The organism is Streptomyces humicola (assembly GCF_024436035.1).
In the GTDB taxonomy this organism is placed as follows: domain Bacteria; phylum Actinomycetota; class Actinomycetes; order Streptomycetales; family Streptomycetaceae; genus Streptantibioticus_B; species Streptantibioticus_B humicola.
This window is the reverse complement of sequence record NZ_JANFNG010000013.1, coordinates 64,816-84,121: the sequence shown is the minus strand read 5'-3', so window position 1 is coordinate 84,121 and position 19,306 is coordinate 64,816. Positions and strand designations below refer to the sequence as shown.

The following is a 19,306-nucleotide window of genomic DNA, read 5'->3' as shown; positions in this document are numbered from 1 at the left end:
GGTCCGCATGGTCGAACATCCGTGGCGCAGACGCCTGCGGCTGGGGCGTGTCCTGACCCGTCGCTCCTGCCGGAACACTGCACTCGTTCTGTCCTGGCTGGTCATCGTGGCCATCAGCAGCACGGCGAGCGCCGCGGCACTGACCTCCTCGTCCGGTCTGGGGATCTCCCACACCATCCATGACACCAAGCCGTACGCGATGAACGGGGCGATCTTCCGTGGTTCCGTCTCCGGAGGCGACCACTTCTGCAGCGCCGGTGTCGTCGACAGCGAGGGCAAGGACCTCATCGTCACCGCGGCGCACTGCGTCAGCGGCGGGACCACCGGCCTGTACTTCGTCCCCGGCTACCACGACGGGCAGGCCCCGTACGGGGAGTGGTCGCTCGGCCGGACGACGACCGACACCCGCTGGGACAGCGATCAGGACCAGGACCTGGACGTCGCCTTCGTCTCCGTCCAGCCGTTGGACGGCCGCGAGATCCAGGACGTCGTCGGCGGATACAAGCTCGGTGTCGACCAGAGCATGACGCAGATGGTCCGGATCACCGGCTATCCGGGCGACGCCGACGCGCCGATCACCTGCGCCAACCGCACCACCGCCTACGACGGCCACCAACTGCGCATCGACTGCACGGCATACACCGGCGGCACCAGCGGCAGCCCCTGGGTGACCGGCCACGGCGAGGTCATCGGCGTCATCGGCGGCTACCAGGAAGGCGGGAACACCCCGGATATCTCCTACAGCCCGTACTTCGACGAGGACGTGCAGTCGCTCTACGCGCAGGCGGTCGCCGCGGGCCCGTGATGCCACGCCCGTGATGCCCCGTCCCGGCCGGGTTCTGCCCCCCTCACCGCAGGTCAGCGCTTGCGGCCGACTCCGGCGTATCCGCCGATCCGCGGCGCCGCATCCGGGTCCTCGACGGCTCCGTCCGGTCCGTCCGGGCGCCAGTAGGGGATCTGGACCAGTCCGGGCTCGACCAGGTCGAACCCGTCGAAGAAGGGCGCGATCCGGTCGCGGCTGCGCATCGACAGGGCGGCGGTGGCGTTCGCGTACACCGCCGACACCTGGGGCAGGCCGTCCGGGTGGAAATCGGCGGTGCCGTGCGAGAGCACGAGGTAACTGCCGCTCGGCAGCGCATCGGTCAGCGTCGTGACGATCCCGGCCGGATCGTCCTCGTCGCTGACGAAGTGCAGGACGGCGACGAGAAGCAGGGCCACGGGCCGGCCGAAGTCGATCAGGTCGCGGATCGTCGGGTGCCCGAGGACGGTCTCGGGCTCGCGGACGTCCGCGAGAAAGAAGCCGGTGCCCGGGGTGTTGGTCAGCCGTGCGTCGGCGTGCGTGGCGACGATCGGGTCGTTGTCGACGTACGCCACGCAGGCCCCCGGCGACACCTTGCGGGCCACCTCATGGGTGTTGGGCGAGGTCGGGATGCCCGTGCCGATGTCGATGATCTGGTCGATGCCCTGGTTCGCCACGAAGCGCACGGCGCGGTGGAGGAAGCTGCGGTTGGCGCGGGCGCCGGCCCGGGCCTCCGGCACCGCCTCGATGACCTTCTCAGCGGCTATACGGTCGGCTTCGTAGTTGTCCCAGCCGCCGAGGTAGTAGTCGTACATCCGGGCCGGGTGCGGCCTGCTGGTGTCGATCTGCTCGGCCGAGAAGCCCTGCTCGGTCATGGCCGGCTCCGTTCGTTGATGGTCGCGTGCGTGGTCGCGTGGTCGAGTGGGAAGTCGAGTAGGAAGGAGAGTGCGGGATCAGGAGAGCAGGAAGTCGGCCTGGCCGTCCTTCGCGCCCTGGATGAACGACGCCATCTCGTGGTTGCTGTAGATCAGCGCGGGCCCCTCCGGGTCCGTCGACTGGCGCAGCGCGACGCGCCCGTCCCCGAGCTTCATCACTTCGACACAGCTGCCGCCGTTGCCACCGCTCCACGGCTTGTGCCAGCCCTCCGCACCGAGGTGTTTGGCAGGCATGCCGTTGTATATGCGGTCCCCGTTGTGCATGCGGTCCATGGGTCAGATCTCCTTGCGAATGCCACCAAGAACGGCCTTGGTGCTCCGGGTTGGCGGAGCCTGGGCGCACATCCGGTCCAAGGCCTCGAGAAACGTCGATACGTCGCCGCGTTGGTCGAGGTACACGGCACCGACCAGGCTCTCCACGCAGACGACGTCGGGGATCTCCCGGATCCCGAACCGGAAGATGTGGAACGGCCCGTACATCAGCGGGTGGGGTCCGGCGGCGAACGGCATGAGCTGGAGCCGGACGTTCGGCATGTCGCAGGCCTCGATCAGCCGGTCCACCTGGCGTCGCATGATGTCGCGACCGCCGATGGTGCGGCGCAGCACGGTCTCGTCCATCACCGCCCACAGCATCGGGGCGGCATCGCGTGTGATCAACGCCTGGCGTTCCCTGCGCAGCGCCACTCCGCGTTCGATCTCCTCGTCGGAGGCGTGCGCCAGTCCGGAGCGGAGCACGGCGCGGGCATAGTCCTCGGTCTGCAGCAGTCCGGGCACGTAGTGCGGTTCGTAGGCGCGGATCAGGTTGGCCTCGCCTTCGAGGCTGACGAAGGCGCTGAACCACTCGGGGAGGACGTCGCGGTAGCGGTGCCACCAGCCGGGGCGGTTGGCCTCGCGGGCGAGCGCCAGGAAGCCCTCGACCTCGTCCGGGTCGGTGATGCCGTAGGTGTGCAGCAGCTTCTCGACGTACGGGATCTTCAGGCCGACCTCGGCCTTCTCCATCCTGCGGATCGTGGCGTGCGTGACGTCGAGCGCCTCGGCGGCCTGCTCGTAGCTGAGTCGTGCCTTTTCGCGCAGGTCGTGCAGGCGTTTGCCGAGCACCACCCGCAGAACGGTCGGAGCACCCGACGACCGGGCTTCGGTCACGCCCACCCCTTCCAACTTCCCCTGAATGCTTGCAGTCTGTCATGACGTCAGCACCGGCATCCGACAGCCTGACTTTACGATTCTGCAAATTACAGAACGCATCTTGCCATTGGTTGAACGCGGCGAGCATAGTTGCGCATGTGGCTTCCTCCTACGACGCTCTCCGTTTAGAGCGCCCGTCCCACAGGGACGTCTTTCACCTGCCTGCGCTCGGCGCACAGGTGGCCGAGGCACGGAGGCGGCTTCGAACCCTGCTGAACGACTGGGGCGTCGACGAGGACATGTGCAGCGATGCGGGGCTTGTGCTCTCCGAGCTGTTCACCAATGCCGTCCGCCACAGCGACAGCGAGAAGATCGTGTGCGGGCTGCGGCTCACCCCTGAGGCACTGCGGCTCGAAGTGGCCGACGAGGGACGGGGAGCGACAGAGCCGCGCACCCGCGAGGCGACCGCGGACGAGGAGGGCGGGCGCGGCCTACTGCTCGTCGGCGCGCTCGCGCGGGCATGGGGGGTGCTTCCCTGCACGGACGGCAGGGGGCGCGTCGTGTGGGCGGTGCTGGGGCGCGGCACGGCCCCGTGACGGCGCCCCGTGCCCTCAGCTCGTCAAGGGCCGGTCACAAAGGGCCGGTCACAGCGGACGCAGGTCGGGCCGCTTCGCGGTGATGTGATCTCCGCTCGACTCTCCGCGCAGCCTGCGCCCGATCCACGGCACGAAGTGCTCACGCGCCCACTGGAGGTTCTCCCGCCGAAGCTCCGCACGGGATCGCCGGGGCTGCGGCGGCCACGGCTCGTCCGGGTCACCGGCCACGTCGAGGCCGAGCACCTGCCCGGCGCGCAGCGCCACCCTGCGGTGCCCCTCTGGCGACAGGTGCAGCCGGTCGGCGCTCCACGCGCGGCGGTCCTGGACCGAACGCAGCGACCACAGGTCGAGCACCGCGCAGCCGTGCCGGTCGGCGATGGCCCGCAGATGAGCGTTGTACGTGGCGATCTTGCCGCGCAGGTGGCGCAGCACGGGCACGCCGCGGGTGTCGAAGCCGGTGCACACCATGACGGCACCGGCCGCGGCGGTCAGACGCACGACGGCGGCCTCGAACCGCTCGGCGACATCGTCCGGATCACTGCCGGGGCGCAGGATGTCGTTGCCGCCCGCGCAGAAGGTCACGAGGTCCGGGGCGAGCTCGATCGCGCGCGGCACCTGCTCGTCGACGACTCGGTCGAGCAGGCGCCCCCGCACGGCGAGGTTGGCGTAGCGGAAGCCGGGGCGGCCGTCGGCGAGGAGCGCGGCGAATCGGTCGGCCCAGCCGATGAAGCTCCCGTCGGGGCCGGGGTCCCCGACGCCCTCGGAGAAACTGTCGCCGATCGCACCGTACGACCTGATGGCGGCCGCCGGCCCGATGCCTGCCGTGGAGGACGCGGAGTCAGTGCAGTCGTTCTTCACATCAGCCACGCGAGACATCCTTCACCTCACCACGTGATCTACGCCACCGTAACCAAGGGTTGACGAAGCGTGATTCTTCCCACGCTTGTCGTATCGTCTGCACAGACCCCTCATCCCTCACTGACGTCGTCCGAGGAGCCCCGGTGACCCAGCACACGCCGCAGACCGCGACGCCCCGCCCCGAGCCCGACCTGGCGGGCGTGCGCAACTTCCGCGACGTGGGCGGACTGCCCGCGGTCGACGGGCGCCGGCTGCACCACGGGCGGCTGTACCGCAGCGGCCACCTCGCGCACGCGACCAAGGACGACGCCTCCTTCCTCGCCTCCCTCGGCCTGCACACGATCTTCGACTTCCGCAACGCCACGGACATCGCCCTGGAGGGGCCGGACGTCGACCTGCCCGGAGTGCGGAATGTGAACATGCCGCTCTCCGACCCCGCCGCGGGCGCGGACTTCTGGGCCACGGTCAGGGACGGCGACCTGGCGGCGCTGCGCAGCGCCCTCGGGGACGGCAAGGGCACCGCCCGTATGGTGGCCGCCTATCGCGCGCTGATCCGGGAACGCACCGCCGAGCACGGGCGGCTGCTGCGGCTGCTCGCCGAGGAGGAGTCCGTCCCCGTGCTACTGCACTGCGCGGCGGGCAAGGACCGCGCCGGGACCTCGATAGCCGTGATCCTGCTCGCCCTCGGAGTCGACCGGGAGGCGATCGAGGCGGACTACCTGCTCAGCAATGACGCGCACCGCCGCTACCGCATCAAGCGCGGCGCGGACGCCGACCCGATCGCCGTGCCCGAGGTGATGGAGTTGCTGAGCCCGCTCTTCGAAGCGCGCACGGAGTATCTCGCCGCCGCCTTCGCCACCATCGACGAGTTGTGGGGCTCGACCGACCACTACCTCACCGAGGGCCTCGGCCTCACGGCCAGGCACCGCGAGCGTCTGCACGCTCTACTGCTGGAGGACGGCGAGGGTTAAAGTTCGCGGATGACCGCGAACGGGAACCCTTTCTTCACCGAGAGCACGCTCCCCTACAAGCTGCCGCCCTTCGCGGGGATCCGCGAGGAGCACTACGGCCCCGCCCTCGACCGCGGCATGGCCGACCAGCTCTCCGAGATCGCCGCCATCACGGCCTGCGACGAGCCGCCGACCTTCGACAACACGGTGCTCGCACTGGAAGGCAGCGGCCCCCTGCTGCGCCGCGTGGAATGGGTGTTCTTCAACAAGGCACAAGCGGATGCCACGCCGGAGATCCAGGAGATGGAGGCGCGCTACCGCCCGCTGCTTGCGGCGCACCGTGACGCGATCCTGCTCGACCGTGCGCTCTTCGCGCGGATCGACGTGCTGTACGAACGGCGGGCGGAGCTCGGGCTCGACCCGGAGTCGCTGCGGCTCCTTGAGCGCCGTCACACTGATTTCGTGCGCGCGGGGGCGCGGCTCTCCCCCGCCGAGCAGGAGCAGCTGCGTGTGCTCAACGCCGAACTGGCCGAGCTGTCCACCACGTTCCAGCAGAATCTCTTCGCCGATACCAAGGCCGCTGCGCTCGTCGCCGACAGCGCCGAGGAACTCGCCGGGCTCTCCCCGGACGCACTTGCCGCTGCCGCCACCAATGCCACCGAGCTCGGCCACGACGGCAAGTACGTGCTCAGTCTGAAGCTCTTCACCAACCAGCCCGAGCTCGCCTCGCTCGGCGGCCGCGCCGTGCGCGAGCGCCTGTTCCGTGCCTCGACCACCCGTGGCCTGCGCAGCAATGGCGAACTCGTCGTGAAGATAGCGCGGTTGCGTGCCCAGCGGGCTGCGCTGCTCGGATATCCCAGCCACGCCGCCTACGTCGTCGACGATATGACCGCAGGCGCGGTGGAGGCCGTCGAGGACCTGCTGGCCCGGCTCGTGCCCGCGGCGGTCGCCAACGCCGAGCGCGAGGCCGACGAGCTGCGCGCCGAGCTGCCGGAGGGCAGCACGCTGGAGCCGTGGGACTGGTCGTACTACGCCGAGAAGGTGCGGGCGGCCACGCTCGACATCGACGCGGCCGCCCTGCGCCCTTATTTCGAACTCGGCCGGGTGCTCACCGACGGGGTCTTCTTCGCGGCCGGAAAGGTGTACGGGCTGCGCTTCACCGAGCGCGAGGATCTGGTCGGCTACCACCCGGACGTCCGGGTCTTCGAGGTCACCCAGGAGGACGGCTCGCCGCTCGGTCTCTTCCTCGGTGACTTCTACGCCCGCTCGTCCAAGCGTGGCGGCGCCTGGATGAACGAACTGGTCACGCAGTCACGGCTGTTCGACGAGCGGCCAGTGGTGGTGAACAATCTCAACATCGCCAAGCCGCCTGCGGGGGAGCCGACCCTGCTCACCTTCGACGAGGTCCGGACGCTCTTCCACGAGTTCGGCCACGCGCTGCACGGCCTGCTCTCCGACGTCCGGTATCCCTCCTTCTCGGGTACGAACGTGCCGCGTGACGTCGTGGAATTCCCCTCTCAGGTCAACGAGATGTGGATGGTGTGGCCCGAGGTGATGGCCAACTACGCCCGCCACCACAGGACGGGCGAGCCGCTGCCCGCCGAGCTCGTCGACCGCATCCAGGAGGCCAGGCGCTTCGGAGAAGGCTTCCGTACGGTCGAGTACCTCGCCGCCACGGTGCTCGACTGGGCATGGCACACGATCGGCGCAGGGACCGATCCGGGCGACACGGAGGAGTTCGAGGCCGCCGCGCTGAAGGCGGCCGGGATCGATCTGCCCGCCATTCCGCCGCGTTACCGCAGCACCTACTTCGCGCACGCGTTCTCGTTCGACTACAGCGCGGGCTACTACTCCTACATCTGGAGCGAGGTGCTCGACGCCGATGCGGTCGACTGGTTCACGGAGAACGGCGGCATGCGGCGGGCCAACGGCGACACCTTCCGCGGCATCCTGCTCTCGCGGGGCGGCAGCGTGGACATGATGGAGGCGTTCCGGGAGCTGCGCGGCCGGGATCCGCGGATCGAGCCGCTGCTCGAACGCCGCGGGCTCACCGGCCGCACCTCGTGATCCGTACGGTCAGCGGGTGGCGACCGCCTGCTTGATGAGCGTGCGGCCGAAGTCCCACATCAGGCCGCTGCCCTTGTGGGCGTCGTCCATGACGTCGGTGAAGGCGTCGACGAAACGGTCGACCTCCTTCTCCCCGATGATCAACGGAGGGATGAGCTTGATGACTTCGAGGTGATCGCCGGAGACCTGGGTGAGGATGCGGTGCCGCTGCAGCAGCGGGACGACGACCATCTGCGCGAACAGCCCCTTGCGGGCGGCCTGCAGCATCGTCCAACCGCCCCGCAGCTTCAGTGACTTGGGGCGTCCGAATTCGATGCCGATCATCAGCCCCCGGCCGCGCACCTCGTGGAGCAGCTCGTATTTGTCGACGAGCTCGGCAAGCCGCCCGCGCAGCAGATCACCCGTTGTGCGGGCGTTCTCGACGATCTTCTCGTCCTCTATCACCGCGAGCGTGGCGAGTCCCGCCGCCATAGCCTGGGCGTTGGCGCCGAAGCTCGCCGAGTGCACCAGCACCCGGTCCATCGACGAGTAGACCTTCTTGAAGATCCAGTCCTTGCCGAGTGTGGCGCTGACCGGCACGTATCCGCCGGAGAGCGTCTTGGCCACGCACAACAGGTCCGGCTCGACACCCGCCTCGTGCTGATAGGCGAAGAAGTCGCCCGTTCTGCCCATGCCGGTCTGCACCTCGTCGGCGATGAGCAGCGCCCCGCGCCTGTGCAACACCTCCTGGGCGGCGCGCAGGAAACCGGGCGGTGTGGCGTGCACGCCCTTGCCCTGGACCGGCTCGACGACGAATCCGGCGACGTCGCCGCGCCTCACCTCCCGCTCCAGCGCATCCAGGTCGCCCATCTCGACCGCGGTGTCGGGCAGCAGCGGGGCGAATCCGTCCCGGAAGCCGTCCTCGCCGTTGACCGACAGCGATCCGGTGGTCAGGCCGTGGAAGGCGTGGGTGCAGTACAGGATGCGGGGGCGACCGGTGGCGTACCGGGCGAACTTCAGCGCCGTCTCGACCGCCTCGGTGCCGCTGTTGCCGAAGAAGACCCGGTCGAGGTGGGGGGTGTAGGCCAGGAGCCGCTCGGCGAGCAGTCCGGGCAGCGGCGGGCAGTCGAAGCGGGTGAGGTCGGCGAGGCCGGCGTCGAGCACGTCGTGCATCGCCTTGCGTACGACGGGATGGTGGCGCCCGAGGCCCATCACCCCGAAGCCGGCGAGCATGTCGAGGTAGTCGTTGCCCTCGGCGTCCCAGAAGTACGCGCCCTCGGCCCGCTCGTAGACCTTGTCGAAGCCAATGGTGTGCAGCATGCGCGGCAGTTGGTGGTTGAGGTACTTGGTATGCAGGTCGTAGCGTTCGGCGCCGCGCTCGGCAAGCAGCCTGCCGAGGTCGAACCCCTGCGCTCCGGCGGCTTCAGCCTCGGCCATCTGCCCCGACCTCCTCGGTCCGCATCGCGTCCTCACGTACCTCGAGCACAGGGCCGGTACGAGCCAGGGTCGCCCCGATCCGGCCGGCGATCTCCGCGGGCGTGAGCCCGAGGTCGGCCAGGACCTCGCTGCGCTTGGCGTGCGGGAGGAACTGGGCCGGGATGCCGAAGTCCCGCAATGGGACGTCGACTTCGGCGTCGCGCAGCGCCTGGGCCACGGCGGCGCCGACGCCGCCGGTGCACCCGTTGTCCTCGACCACCGCGACCATGCGGTGCGCGGCGGCGAGCGAGGGCAGCGCCTCGTCGACGGGCTTGACCCAGCGCGGGTCGACGACCGTCACGCCGATGCCGCGCTCACGCAGCAGCGCCGCCGCGGCCAGACACGTCCCCGCCAGCGCGCCGACCGAGACCAGCAGTACGTCGGGGCACTCCCCACGGTGCAGGACGTCCATCCCGCCGACCCGGTCGAGCGCGGGCAGCGGCTCGCCGACCGACTCCTTCGGGAAGCGGATGACGGTCGGCGCGTCGTCGACCTCGACGGCCTCGCGCAGTTGGGCGCGCAGCTGGTCGGCGTCGCGGGGTGCGGCGATCCTGAGGCCCGGGACCACCTGCAGGATCGACATGTCCCACATGCCGTTGTGCGAGGCACCATCGCTGCCGGTGATCCCCGCCCGGTCAAGGACGAAGGTGACGCCGCACTTGTGCAGGGCGACATCCATCAGCACCTGGTCGAAGGCACGGTTGAGGAAGGTGGCGTAGACGGCGACCACCGGGTGCAGCCCGCCGGTGGCCAGCCCCGCGGCGGAGACCGCCGCGTGCTGCTCGGCGATGCCGACGTCGAAGACGCGGCAGGGGAAGGTGTCGGCGAACTTCTGCAGGCCGACAGGCTGCAGCATGGCCGCGGTGATCGCCACGATGTCGGGACGCTCGCGGCCGAGCTTGACCATCTCCTCGCCGAAGACCGACGTCCATGACCGTCCCGCAGAGGGCGACAACGGTTCGCAGGTGAGCGGGTCCATGGCGCCGACGGTGTGGAAGCGGTCTGCCTCGTCCTGCTCGGCGGCGGCGTAGCCACGGCCCTTCTCGGTCAGGCAGTGGACCAGGACGGGGCCGTGGAAGCGCTTGGCACGGCGCAGCGCGGACTCGACGGCGGCGACGTCGTGGCCGTCGATCGGACCGACGTACTTCAGGCCCAGGTCCTCGAACATGCCCTGCGGGGCGAAGGCGTCCTTGAACCCCTTCTTGGCACCGTGCAGCGAGTCGTAGAGCGGCTGGCCGATGACCGGGGTGCGCTGGAGCAGTTCCTTGCCCCAGGCCAGCACATGCTCGTAGCCGTCGGTGGTGCGCAGGGTCGCCAGGTGGTTGGCGAGGCCGCCGATGGTCGGTGCGTAGGAGCGCTCGTTGTCGTTGACGACGATGACCAGCGGGCGGTCCTTGGCCGCGGCGATGTTGTTGAGCGCCTCCCAGGCCATGCCCCCGGTCAGCGCACCGTCACCGATCACGGCGACGACGTGGTCGGTCCGGCCCAGCACCTCGTTGGCCTTCGCCAGGCCGTCCGCCCAGCCCAGCACGGTCGAGGCATGCGAGTTCTCGATCACATCGTGCTCGGACTCGGCCCGCGACGGGTAACCCGACAGTCCCCCCTTGCCGCGCAGCTTGGAGAAGTCCTGGCGGCCCGTCAGGAGCTTGTGGACGTACGACTGGTGGCCGGTGTCCCACAGGATGCGGTCGGCCGGCGAGTCGAAGACGCGGTGCAGCGCGATGGTGAGCTCCACGACGCCGAGGTTCGGCCCCAGATGGCCGCCCGTCCTGGCCACCGCCTGGATGAGGAAGTGCCGGATCTCGCCTGCGAGCTCGTCGAGCCGCTCGGCGTCCAGCGCCTTGACGTCGTGCGGACCTCGGATGCTCTCCAACAACGACACGTGGGGCCTCCTTTCCCTGCTCCCTGCTCCCTGCTTCTCCCCCCGGCGGGGCCGCGCTGATCCGGCCGACCGGACTGCGGTGTCACTTGCCCCGGTTGCCGACGACCGTCTCGCGGGCCGCGCGCAACGACTCCGTGAGCGAGCCCATCGTGGCGAAGACGGCGGTGGGCTCGTAGCCGCAGTGCGCCATGCAGTTGGCGCAGCGCGGGTCCTTGCCGCGGCCGTACTTGTCCCAGTCGGTCTCCTCGATGAGTTCCTTGTAGGTGGGCACGTACCCGTCGCTCATCAGATAGCAGGGCCGCTGCCAGCCGAAGAGCGAGTAGTTGGGGATGGCCCACGCGGTGCACTGGAAGTCGACCTTGCCCTCAAGGAAGTCGAGGAACAGCGCGCTGTGGTTGAGCCGCCAGCGTGCCCGGTTGCCGCCCGCGAAGGCCTTCTTGAACAGCTCGCGGGTCTGCTCCACGCCGAGGAAGTGTTCCTGGTCGGGGGCCTTTTCGTAGGCGTAGGCGGGCGAGATCATCATCTCGTCCACCTTCAGGTCGTCATTGAGATAGTTGAGCACCTCGATGATGGTCTGCGGGGTGTCGGTGTTGAAGAACGTCGAGTTGGTGGTGACCCGGAAGCCGCGCGCCTTGGCCTCCTTGATCGCCTCCACGGCCTCGTCGAACACGCCCTCCTTCGCCACTGACTCGTCGTGCCGCTCGCGCAGCCCGTCGATGTGCACGGTGAAGGCGAAATAGCGCGAAGGGGTGAACTGGTCGAGCTTCTTGCGCAGCAGCATGGCGTTGGTGCAGAGGAAGACGTATTTCCGCTTCGCCACCAGCTGGCGGACGATCTCGCCGATCTGCGGGTGCATCAACGGTTCGCCACCTGCGATGGACACCATCGGCGCGCCCGACTCCAGAACGGCGCCGACCGCCTGGGCCACGGGCATGCGCTGCTTCAGCACCCCGGCCGGGTGCTGGATCTTCCCGCAGCCCTCACACTTGAGATTGCAGGCGAACAAGGGTTCGAGCTCCACGATCAGCGGGAACTTCTCGCGCCTGCGAAGCATTTTCTGTTCAAAGAGGTAGGTCCCGACCCGGACGGTCTGACGAAGCGGCATGGCCATCTAGCTCACCTCCAGGGGAGCGCAATAGAGCGGTGCCATTCAAGAAAGGCAGGAAGAACTGACCTCAGCACGCGGAACGCGGTAATACCGGTGCGAAGGGTTGCGACACGCAGCAGTTCGTACTCAGGGGTGTCGACGACGACACGGACGGCCGCCACCGGACGGGGGCCGTCCGCCAGCGCCGCACGCCGGACGGCGGCCGTCTCCATGTCGACCGCGACGGCTCCGGCGGCGCGCAACCGGAAACGTTCCGCCCCGCGCACGACGTGGTCCGAATGGGCGATCGGCCCGGTGTGGACGCGCCGGCCCAGCAGGGTGAGCGCGTCGACGAGTGTCTCGCGGGCCGGCCCGCGCTCGTCGAGCACGACGTCGCCGGGGCGCAGCGCCGGGGCAAGCCCGGCGCAGAAGCCGGTGGCGAGCACGGCCGCCTCCCGCAGGCGGGGATCGCCGCGCAGCGCCCGGGCGACGGCGCGCTCCGCCGCCCGGGCGCCCATGCCGGTGCGCAGCAGCGCGACAGGCCCAGCCGCACCTGACCGGTCGCCGCCGCGCAGCGCGAGGCGCTCGATGCCCAGCGCGCACACGATGAGCAGCGGCCGTCCCTCCCGGCCCGGCCGGACGGCGCCCTTGACCGCGGTTGCGGGATCCATCGGATCCACCGGATCCACGGCGCCCGCCGCGGCAGTGGCTGATGTTTCTATCCGGGGCCGTACGGCCGGTACGGCGGGTGGTTTCGCCATGTCAGGCGGCCTCTCTGGGCCGGTACCCGGCTTCGAGGGCGGGGTGCTCACCGTGGACGTAGCGGCCGAGCGCGGTGAGGGGGAAGACCATCCGGTACAGGTGGTAGTTGATGGAGAAGTCCCAGGGGAAGCCCGTGCCGGTGAAGTACGGCTCGTCCCAGGAGCCGTCGTCGGCCTGCGTCTCGGCGAGCCAGCGCACACCGCGCTCGACGGCCTGCCCCTCCCTCTCCCCTGCCGCCAGCAGCGCCAGCAGCGCCCACGCGGTCTGCGAGGCCGTCGAGGCACCGCGGCCGACCCAGCTGGTGTCGGGGTAGGAGCGCAGGTCCTCGCCCCAGCCGCCGTCGGCGTTCTGCACACTCTCCAGCCACCTGACGGCACGGCGGATCGCGGGGTGGGAGGCCGGGATACCGGCGGCGATCAGGGCCGGCACGACGGAGCCGGTGCCGTAGATGTAGTTGACGCCCCAGCGCCCGAACCACGAGCCGTTCGGCTCCTGTTCCGCGAGCAGCCATTCGACGCCGCGCCGGGTGCGCGGGTCGTGCTCCTTACCGACCGCGGCGAGCATCTCCACGACGTGCGCGGTGACGTCGGCCGACGGCGGGTCGATGACCTCGCCGAAGTCGCAGAAGGGCAGCCGGTTGGGGAACTGGCTGGTGTTGTCGACGTCGAAGGCGCCCCAGGCGCCGTTCCTGGACTGCATGCCGAGGTTCCACTGCACGCCGCGCTGCACGGCGGAGGCGATGCGGTCGGGCTCGGGGTGGGCGACACGCTTGAGGGCGAGGATCACCTCGGCGGTGTCGTCGATGTCCGGGTAGTTGTCGTTGTGGAACTCGAACGCCCAGCCGCCTGCGGGCAGGCGGGGGCGGCGCACCGTCCAGTCACCGCGCCGGGAGATTTGCTCGGCGGCCATCCACTCGGCGGCCTTGACCAGCGCCGGGTGGTCGGGGCGTACGCCGGCGTCGGCGAGCGCGATGATGGCGAGACAGGTGTCCCACACCGGGGACTGGCATGCCTCGATCATGCGGCTGCCGTCCTCGTACCAGACCGCGAAGCGGTCGAGCGATTCGAGACCGGCGCGCATCACAGGGTGGTCGAGGTCATAGCCGAGCAGGTGCAGGGCGATGATCGAGTAGACGGCGGGGGGCTGGATGCCGCCCCAGCAGCCGTCGTTCTCCTGACGCTCGATGATCCACCGCGCGCAGGTGTTCAGTGCGCCCCGACGCAGCGGGCGCAGGCTCACCTTGCGGTAGGCGTGCAGCGCCCGGTCCAGGCGCTGGAAGACGCCGTCCCAGGTGGTGAGGGGGGCGGGCCGGGACGATGGGTTCGGCAGTGCGGGGTCGGTGTGCAGCTCATCCAGGGTGAAGGGCGCGCGCCGCACCGGCCGGTAGGCGCTGACGACGGTCAGCGGCACGATGGTCTGCCGGGCCCAGCAGCCGAACGAGTAGATGTTGAGCGGGAACCACTTGGGCAGGTGGATGAGCTCCGGCGGCAGCTCCGGCAGGTCCTCCCACTTCCACCAGCCGAACAGGGCGAGCCAGATGCGGGTGAAGACGCGGGAGGAGGCGATGCCACCCTCCTTGCGCACCCAGGCGGAGGCGGCCTCCATGTGCGGCGCCTCCGGCTCGTCCCCGGCCAGTCGCAGCGCCACGTATGCCTCGATGGTGGTGGACAGCTCGCCCGGCCCGCCGTAGAAGGTGGCCCAGGTGCCGTCCTCGCGCTGCTGGGAGCGGATCCAGCGGGCCGCCGCCTGGGTCGTCCTGTCGTCCAGGATGCCGAGGAACTGACGGAGCAGCAGGTCCTCGGCGTCCATGGTGACATTCGTCTCCAGATCGCCCTTCCACCAACCGTCGGAATGCTGGGATGCCAGCAAATGGGTGACGGCGCGTTCGGTCGCCCGGGCCGCGACCTGTTCGACCGTCTCCGCCGGCGCGTCCCTGGCGGTCGCCGGAATGGGTGAACCGGTGGTGGCCGAGGCGGCACGAGGCGGCAGAGCCTCCGCGCTTCCGTCGGTCGTCGCTGTCATGGCTTCCCCTTCTGCAGTGTGGCGCTGCGCTGGTGGGGCTTCCGTCGGCCGTCGGCTGAGCGTCGTCCGGTCGGCGACTTCGATGGTGGTGCCGGGTGGTGCTGGTGCCGATACGTCAGTTACATCAGTTGCGTCGGATAAACCAGATGTAGCGTTCACTTTTCTCGTACCACGACGAAGTCGGCGAGTGCGAGCAGATTTCGTCTCGTCTCCTCCGGCATGTAGACCCCGTTCAGTGCTTCGAGTGCGGTGGCGTGCTGGCGGCGGGCCTCCTGCGAGGTCCACTCGCGGCCGCCCGCCTCTTCGATCAACGCGGCACGGTTGGCGAATTCTTCCTCACTGAACTCGCCGATTTCGGTGTTCTTGGCGTCTGCGGCGAGGAGTTCACCCAGTCGCTCGGCAGCGGGACCCTCCGCCGCGAGTGCGGCGACCACAGGGAGGGACTTCTTGCGCTGCCGCAGGTCGCTCCAGGTCTGCTTGCCGGTGACGGACGGCTCTCCCCAGATGCCGAGCAGGTCGTCGACCGCCTGGAAGGCGAGACCCAGGTGGTAGCCATACCGTTCGAGGGCGTCGGCGGTCGCATCGTCGGCGCCGCCGAGCACCGCTCCGATGGAACAGGCGCACGCGATCAGCGCACCGGTCTTGTTGCCCTCCATCTCCAGGCACTCCTCGACGGTGACCCGCTCGCGGTGCTCGAAGGAGATGTCCTGGGCCTGACCGTCGATCAGCTTGCGGGTGGCGACGGTGAGCCGTTGGGTGGCCCGGCCGCCGTCGGTGGTGCCCTGTTCGAGCAGCAGCTCGTTGGCGAGCGCGAAGAGGGCGTCGCCGACGAGGATCGCCTGGGCGGGTCCGTGCACCTTCCAGACGGTGTCGCGGTGGCGGCGCTGCTCGTCGCCGTCCATCAGATCGTCGTGGAGGAGCGAGAAGTTGTGCACGAGTTCCACGGCGACCGCGCCGGGGATGCCGACCTCGGGCTCCGCCCCCGCGACCTCGGCGGAGAGCAGGGCGAGTGCGGGGCGTACGGCCTTGCCGCCGCTGCCGTCGGCGGGGCGTCCGGTGGCGTCGATCCAGCCGAAGTGGTAGGCGGCGACGGTGTTCATCGGGGGCGCGAGCCGGTCCACCGCGGCGCGCAGCACCGGGGTGGTCATGGTCCGCCCACGCTCCAGCAGCGCCGCGACGCTCCTTCTCGCATCCGACGCGGTGACCTGCTCGTTGGCGGGGCTCACGTTCTCTCCTCTGCTTCGGGTGTTGCTCATGCGGCACCTTCTTCATTCGCTTCTCCGCCCGCGCGGCGCAGAGGTGCAGGTGTCGTATCGGGATCCGGCCGGTGGCCGCTCGGGGGTCGCTCATGCGACTCCAGCGCCGATTGGCCGTGGTCGGGGTGGACAGGGCGGCCGAGTCGGCTGAGTGCCTCCCGTGCGGCACTCAGACCGCTGCGCACGGCGCCCTCCATGGTCGCGGGCCATCCGGTGGCGGTCCACGCGCCGGCCAGGTAGAGGCCGGGCGCCCGGGTGCGTGCCGGCGGGCGCAGCCGGCCGACTCCGGGAGCGGGTGCGAAGGTGGCGGTGCGCTCCCGGGTCACGAAGAAGTCGCGTACGCCCGCGCCCCGCGCGGGTGACAGCAGTCGTTCGAGTTCGGGCAGGTAGCGGGCGCGCAGCGCGGAGACCGGCTCGTCGATCTCCTCGTGCGCCGCGGACTGCGACAGCGCGAGGTACTGGCCGCCGCCGGTCAGGCCCGAGTGCTCGGTGCGGTCGAAGACCCACTGCACCGGGCTGCTGAGTGCGGCGAAGAAGGGCCGGCGCAGCACGGGCCGGTCGTAGACCACATGGATGTTGAGGATCGGCGCGGTGCCGATCTTCAGCAGCGCCGCGGGGTCCTCCAGCGCACCGTCGGGCAGCAGCCCATGGGCCTCCCGGTGCGGTACGGCGAGGACGACGGCGTCCGTATCGAGCTGTTCCTCGGCTCCCGGTCCGGTGTGCAGGCCGACCTGCCAGCGGCCGTCGGGCGCGGGGCGCACTTCGCCCACGCGGCCGCGCAGCACGGTTCGCACGCCGGCCGCGTCGAGCGCGGCGCGCGCCTTGCCGTCGTGCAGCTCGCCGAGGGGGACGCGGGCCCAGCCGATGTCGGCCGCTCCAGGATGGGAGAGCAGCCCGGTCTTGAAGACCATGGCGGCCAGGCCCAGTGACGCCTCCTCAGCGGTGGCGTTGAGGGTGGCGATGCCGATCAGGTCCCACAGCGCCTCGACGGCGCGCCGCGACTGGCCCTGGCCACGCAGCCAGTCGGCGAGTGTGGTGTCGTCGAGCGCCGGGTCCTCCGGGTCGAGCCCGCGCAGTGCGAGCGCGGCTCGGCCGGCCCTGACGCGTTCGACGGGGTTCAGATGCGGGTAACCGGTGAGCGAGGCGGCGAGGTGCAGCGGCACCGGCAGGGACTGGCGGCGCAGCCGCCCGAGACGGCCGGTACCGGCGTCGAGCACCGGCACGTCGAGCCGTTCCTGGAGAGTGACGAGGTCGGAGGCGCCGATCCTGTCCAGGAACCACTGGTATGCGGTGCAGCAGCGCAGGAAGACGTGTTGGCCGTTGTCGACCGTCAAGTCCCCGCAGGCGCCGTCGCGTTGGAAGGAGAAGGCGGCACCGCCGAGCCGGGGCCGTCCTTCGACGAGGGTGACGCGCACACCGGAGTCGGCGAGGGTGAGGGCCGCGGTGATGCCCGCGAGCCCCCCGCCGACGACCACCGCGGCCGCCGCTCCGGGACGGCCCGTGCGATCGCTGCTCATGCTCCCTCACCTCCGGCCGTGCCCTGATCGTCACGCCGTTGCGACGTCAGGGACGCAACGGCACGCGCCCGGGTTGCCTGCACCGTGTCTGCGTCCATCACACCCGTCCCCTCGCCGCCAGGCGGGCGTCGAAGCCGGTGAGCCCGCGCAGGGCGACGTACGCCTTCTCCCGGCCCGGCAGCGAGACCCGGCCGCGCAGCACCGCCTCGGGGTCAGCGGCGATCCGTTCCAGCAGACGCCGGTAGATGCCGGCCATCGCCGCGACGCAGGCTCCGCTGCGCCGGTCGAGCATCGGCAGCAGCCGGTACCCTTCCGCGAACAGCCCGCGGGCGCGTTTGACTTCGAAGAGCACCAGGCCGGTGAAGTCGGATCCGGCGGGCGGCACGGGCCCCGAGAACCCCTCCGCGCAGCCGAACTTGGCGAGATCGTCGGAGGGCAGATAGGTGCGGCCGTTGGCCGCGTCCTCGCGAAGATCCCGCAGGATGTTGGTGAGTTGGAGCGCGAGCCCGAGCGTGTCGGCGTACTCCGGCGCGCGGTCGGCCTCGGCGCGCCCCGGGCCCGCGGGCGTCATGGTGCCGAAGATGCCCAGCGAGAGCCGTCCGATGGCGCCCGCCACGCAGCGGCAGTACTGGGCGAGGTCCTCCCACCTCTCGTACGTCTCGCCGCGTACGTCCATCAGGACGCCGTCGATGAGCTCGTCGAGGCCGCCGAGCGGGATGGGGAACCGGCGCGCGGCGTCGGAGAGCGCGACCGCGACCGGGTCGGTGTCGTCCTCGGCGACCGCTCCGTCGCGGACGCGGCCGAGCACCGCCCGGGCCTCCTCCAGCCTGGCCTGCTTGGCGTCGGCGTCGAGCGAGCCGTCACCGATGTCGTCGACGCGCCGCGAGAAGGCGTACAGCGCCGACATCGCCTGGCGCTTGTCGGTCGGCAGCAGTCTGATGCCGTACGCGAAGTTACGGGCCTGCTGCCCGGTCACGGTCTCGCAGTAACGGTACGCAGCGAGCACCGGCGCGGACGTGTGCGCGGAACCGTCCACGGTCCGGCTCACCCCTCTCTTCGCAATGTGAACCCCACCTCGCGCAGCAGTCCGAGCTTGGTGGCCTTCGGCGGCCCGGGGAGTACGTCGTACCCGGCGGCCGCGATCGCCGCGAGCGCGGCACGCCCGCCGCCGACGAATCCGGCGAGCAGGAGCTTCAGCCTGCCGTGGACGCTACCCACCAGGGGGGTGCCTTCATTCAACAGATCCCGCGCGCGTTCCGCTTCGAATTTCACCAGCGCGCGCAACCGTGCGCCCCCCGTCGGGGCGGCCAGGTCGGACTCCGTGACGCCGAACCTGGCCATGTCCTCCTCGGGCAGATAGACGCGGTCGCGGTCGCGGAGGTCCTCTGCGACGTCCTGGAGGTGTTCGACGATCTGCAGCGCCGTGCAGATCGCGTCGGAGCGGCGGATCCGCTCGGGGGTCTCGGTGCCGGTGACGGCGAGCACCAGGCGGCCCACCGGGTTGGCGGACAGCTCGCAGTACGCGGCCAGGTCGTCGTACCGGGCGTAGCGGCGGATCTTCTGGTCCTGGCGGTTCGCCTCGATGAGGCCGAGAAACGGCTCGGGGGTGAGGCGGCACCGGCGCACGGTCGGCTGCAGCATCCGCAGGATCGGGTGGCTCGGTCCCGTCGCCGGAGTCGACTGGTCGGACGCGGCGTCGAAGACCCGCCGCAGGTCGGCCTCGAAGGCGTCGAGCATGGCGAGCCGGTCGTCGGCGGAGTCCGCGGGCACGCCGAGCCATGCCGCATCCTGGCCGCCGGGCTGCAGGTCGCCGTCACCGATGTCGTCGACGAGCCTGGCGTAGCCGTACACGGCCATGAGGTCGGCGCGCCAGGCGCGGGGCAGGAAGAAGGGGGCGACAGGGAAGTTTTCCCGGGCGGCTTTGTCGAGCACCGCTCGGGACCCTGCCACGTCCCCCGCGGTCACCACCGGCTGCCCGGCGAGCCGGTGGCGGTC

General features: G+C 70.4%; 17 protein-coding genes. 4 read left to right on the top strand and 13 right to left on the bottom strand.

The window, feature by feature from the left end:
- Window positions 1–7 precede the first annotated feature (7 nt).
- Window positions 8–805, top strand: coding sequence for a trypsin-like serine peptidase (locus NGB36_RS18020; protein WP_255921339.1), 798 nt, complete (start codon window positions 8–10; stop codon window positions 803–805).
- A 53-nt stretch (window positions 806–858) separates the two neighbouring features.
- Here NGB36_RS18020 and NGB36_RS18015 read toward each other — a convergent pair whose 3' ends face one another.
- The 3 genes from NGB36_RS18015 to NGB36_RS18005 form a co-directional block, all read right to left on the bottom strand.
- Complete coding sequence (locus NGB36_RS18015) at window positions 859–1,674, bottom strand: SAM-dependent methyltransferase (protein WP_255921338.1); 816 nt, start codon at window positions 1,672–1,674, stop codon at window positions 859–861.
- Window positions 1,675–1,752: 78 nt separating this feature from the next.
- Window positions 1,753–2,007 (bottom strand): DUF397 domain-containing protein, encoded by a 255-nt coding sequence (locus tag NGB36_RS18010; protein WP_255921337.1) that lies wholly within the window; start codon window positions 2,005–2,007, stop codon window positions 1,753–1,755.
- A 3-nt stretch (window positions 2,008–2,010) separates the two neighbouring features.
- A complete protein-coding gene (locus NGB36_RS18005; protein WP_255921336.1) occupies window positions 2,011–2,877 on the bottom strand; it encodes a Sco1979 family transcriptional regulator in 867 nt (288 codons plus the stop codon).
- Window positions 2,878–3,017: 140 nt separating this feature from the next.
- On the opposite strand from NGB36_RS18005, the gene NGB36_RS18000 reads away from it, so the two are divergent.
- Window positions 3,018–3,455 (top strand): ATP-binding protein, encoded by a 438-nt coding sequence (locus NGB36_RS18000; RefSeq protein WP_308288871.1) that lies wholly within the window; start codon window positions 3,018–3,020, stop codon window positions 3,453–3,455.
- A gap of 48 nt (window positions 3,456–3,503) precedes the next feature.
- Here NGB36_RS18000 and NGB36_RS17995 read toward each other — a convergent pair whose 3' ends face one another.
- A complete protein-coding gene (locus NGB36_RS17995; RefSeq protein WP_255921399.1) occupies window positions 3,504–4,271 on the bottom strand; it encodes an SGNH/GDSL hydrolase family protein in 768 nt (255 codons plus the stop codon).
- A gap of 185 nt (window positions 4,272–4,456) precedes the next feature.
- Between NGB36_RS17995 and NGB36_RS17990 the strand changes: the two genes are divergently transcribed.
- Both NGB36_RS17990 and NGB36_RS17985 read left to right on the top strand, forming a co-directional pair.
- Window positions 4,457–5,284, top strand: a complete 828-nt coding sequence (locus NGB36_RS17990; protein WP_255921334.1) for a tyrosine-protein phosphatase — start codon at window positions 4,457–4,459, stop codon at window positions 5,282–5,284.
- A gap of 9 nt (window positions 5,285–5,293) precedes the next feature.
- Window positions 5,294–7,330 (top strand): M3 family metallopeptidase, encoded by a 2,037-nt coding sequence (locus NGB36_RS17985; RefSeq protein WP_255921333.1) that lies wholly within the window; start codon window positions 5,294–5,296, stop codon window positions 7,328–7,330.
- A 9-nt stretch (window positions 7,331–7,339) separates the two neighbouring features.
- On the opposite strand, the gene NGB36_RS17980 is transcribed toward NGB36_RS17985, so the two are convergent.
- From NGB36_RS17980 to hpnC, 9 genes are all read right to left on the bottom strand, one after another.
- Window positions 7,340–8,746 carry an aspartate aminotransferase family protein gene (locus tag NGB36_RS17980; RefSeq protein WP_255921332.1) on the bottom strand — a complete coding sequence of 469 codons (1,407 nt, stop codon included), beginning with the start codon at window positions 8,744–8,746 and terminating at the stop codon, window positions 7,340–7,342.
- Window positions 8,733–10,667 carry a 1-deoxy-D-xylulose-5-phosphate synthase gene (dxs, locus tag NGB36_RS17975; protein WP_255921331.1) on the bottom strand — a complete coding sequence of 645 codons (1,935 nt, stop codon included), beginning with the start codon at window positions 10,665–10,667 and terminating at the stop codon, window positions 8,733–8,735. Before dxs ends, NGB36_RS17980 begins: the two co-directional genes overlap by 14 nt.
- An 82-nt stretch (window positions 10,668–10,749) precedes the next feature.
- Window positions 10,750–11,778, bottom strand: a complete 1,029-nt coding sequence (gene hpnH, locus NGB36_RS17970; protein WP_255921330.1) for an adenosyl-hopene transferase HpnH — start codon at window positions 11,776–11,778, stop codon at window positions 10,750–10,752.
- 5 nt (window positions 11,779–11,783) lie between these two features.
- The gene (locus NGB36_RS17965; protein WP_255921329.1) at window positions 11,784–12,425 is read right to left on the bottom strand and encodes a phosphorylase family protein; all 642 of its coding nucleotides are present in this window, start codon (window positions 12,423–12,425) and stop codon (window positions 11,784–11,786) included.
- A 91-nt stretch (window positions 12,426–12,516) separates the two neighbouring features.
- Window positions 12,517–14,538: a squalene--hopene cyclase gene (shc, locus tag NGB36_RS17960; RefSeq protein ID WP_255921328.1), complete on the bottom strand. Its 2,022-nt coding sequence runs from the start codon at window positions 14,536–14,538 to the stop codon at window positions 12,517–12,519.
- A 155-nt stretch (window positions 14,539–14,693) separates the two neighbouring features.
- Window positions 14,694–15,794 (bottom strand): polyprenyl synthetase family protein, encoded by a 1,101-nt coding sequence (locus tag NGB36_RS17955; protein ID WP_255921327.1) that lies wholly within the window; start codon window positions 15,792–15,794, stop codon window positions 14,694–14,696.
- The gene (gene hpnE / locus NGB36_RS17950) at window positions 15,791–17,311 is read right to left on the bottom strand and encodes a hydroxysqualene dehydroxylase HpnE (RefSeq protein ID WP_255921326.1); all 1,521 of its coding nucleotides are present in this window, start codon (window positions 17,309–17,311) and stop codon (window positions 15,791–15,793) included. Before hpnE ends, NGB36_RS17955 begins: the two co-directional genes overlap by 4 nt.
- A gap of 97 nt (window positions 17,312–17,408) precedes the next feature.
- Complete coding sequence (hpnD, locus tag NGB36_RS17945) at window positions 17,409–18,359, bottom strand: presqualene diphosphate synthase HpnD (RefSeq protein WP_255921325.1); 951 nt, start codon at window positions 18,357–18,359, stop codon at window positions 17,409–17,411.
- Complete coding sequence (gene hpnC / locus NGB36_RS17940) at window positions 18,356–19,261, bottom strand: squalene synthase HpnC (protein WP_255921324.1); 906 nt, start codon at window positions 19,259–19,261, stop codon at window positions 18,356–18,358. Before hpnC ends, hpnD begins: the two co-directional genes overlap by 4 nt.
- Window positions 19,262–19,306 lie beyond the last annotated feature (45 nt).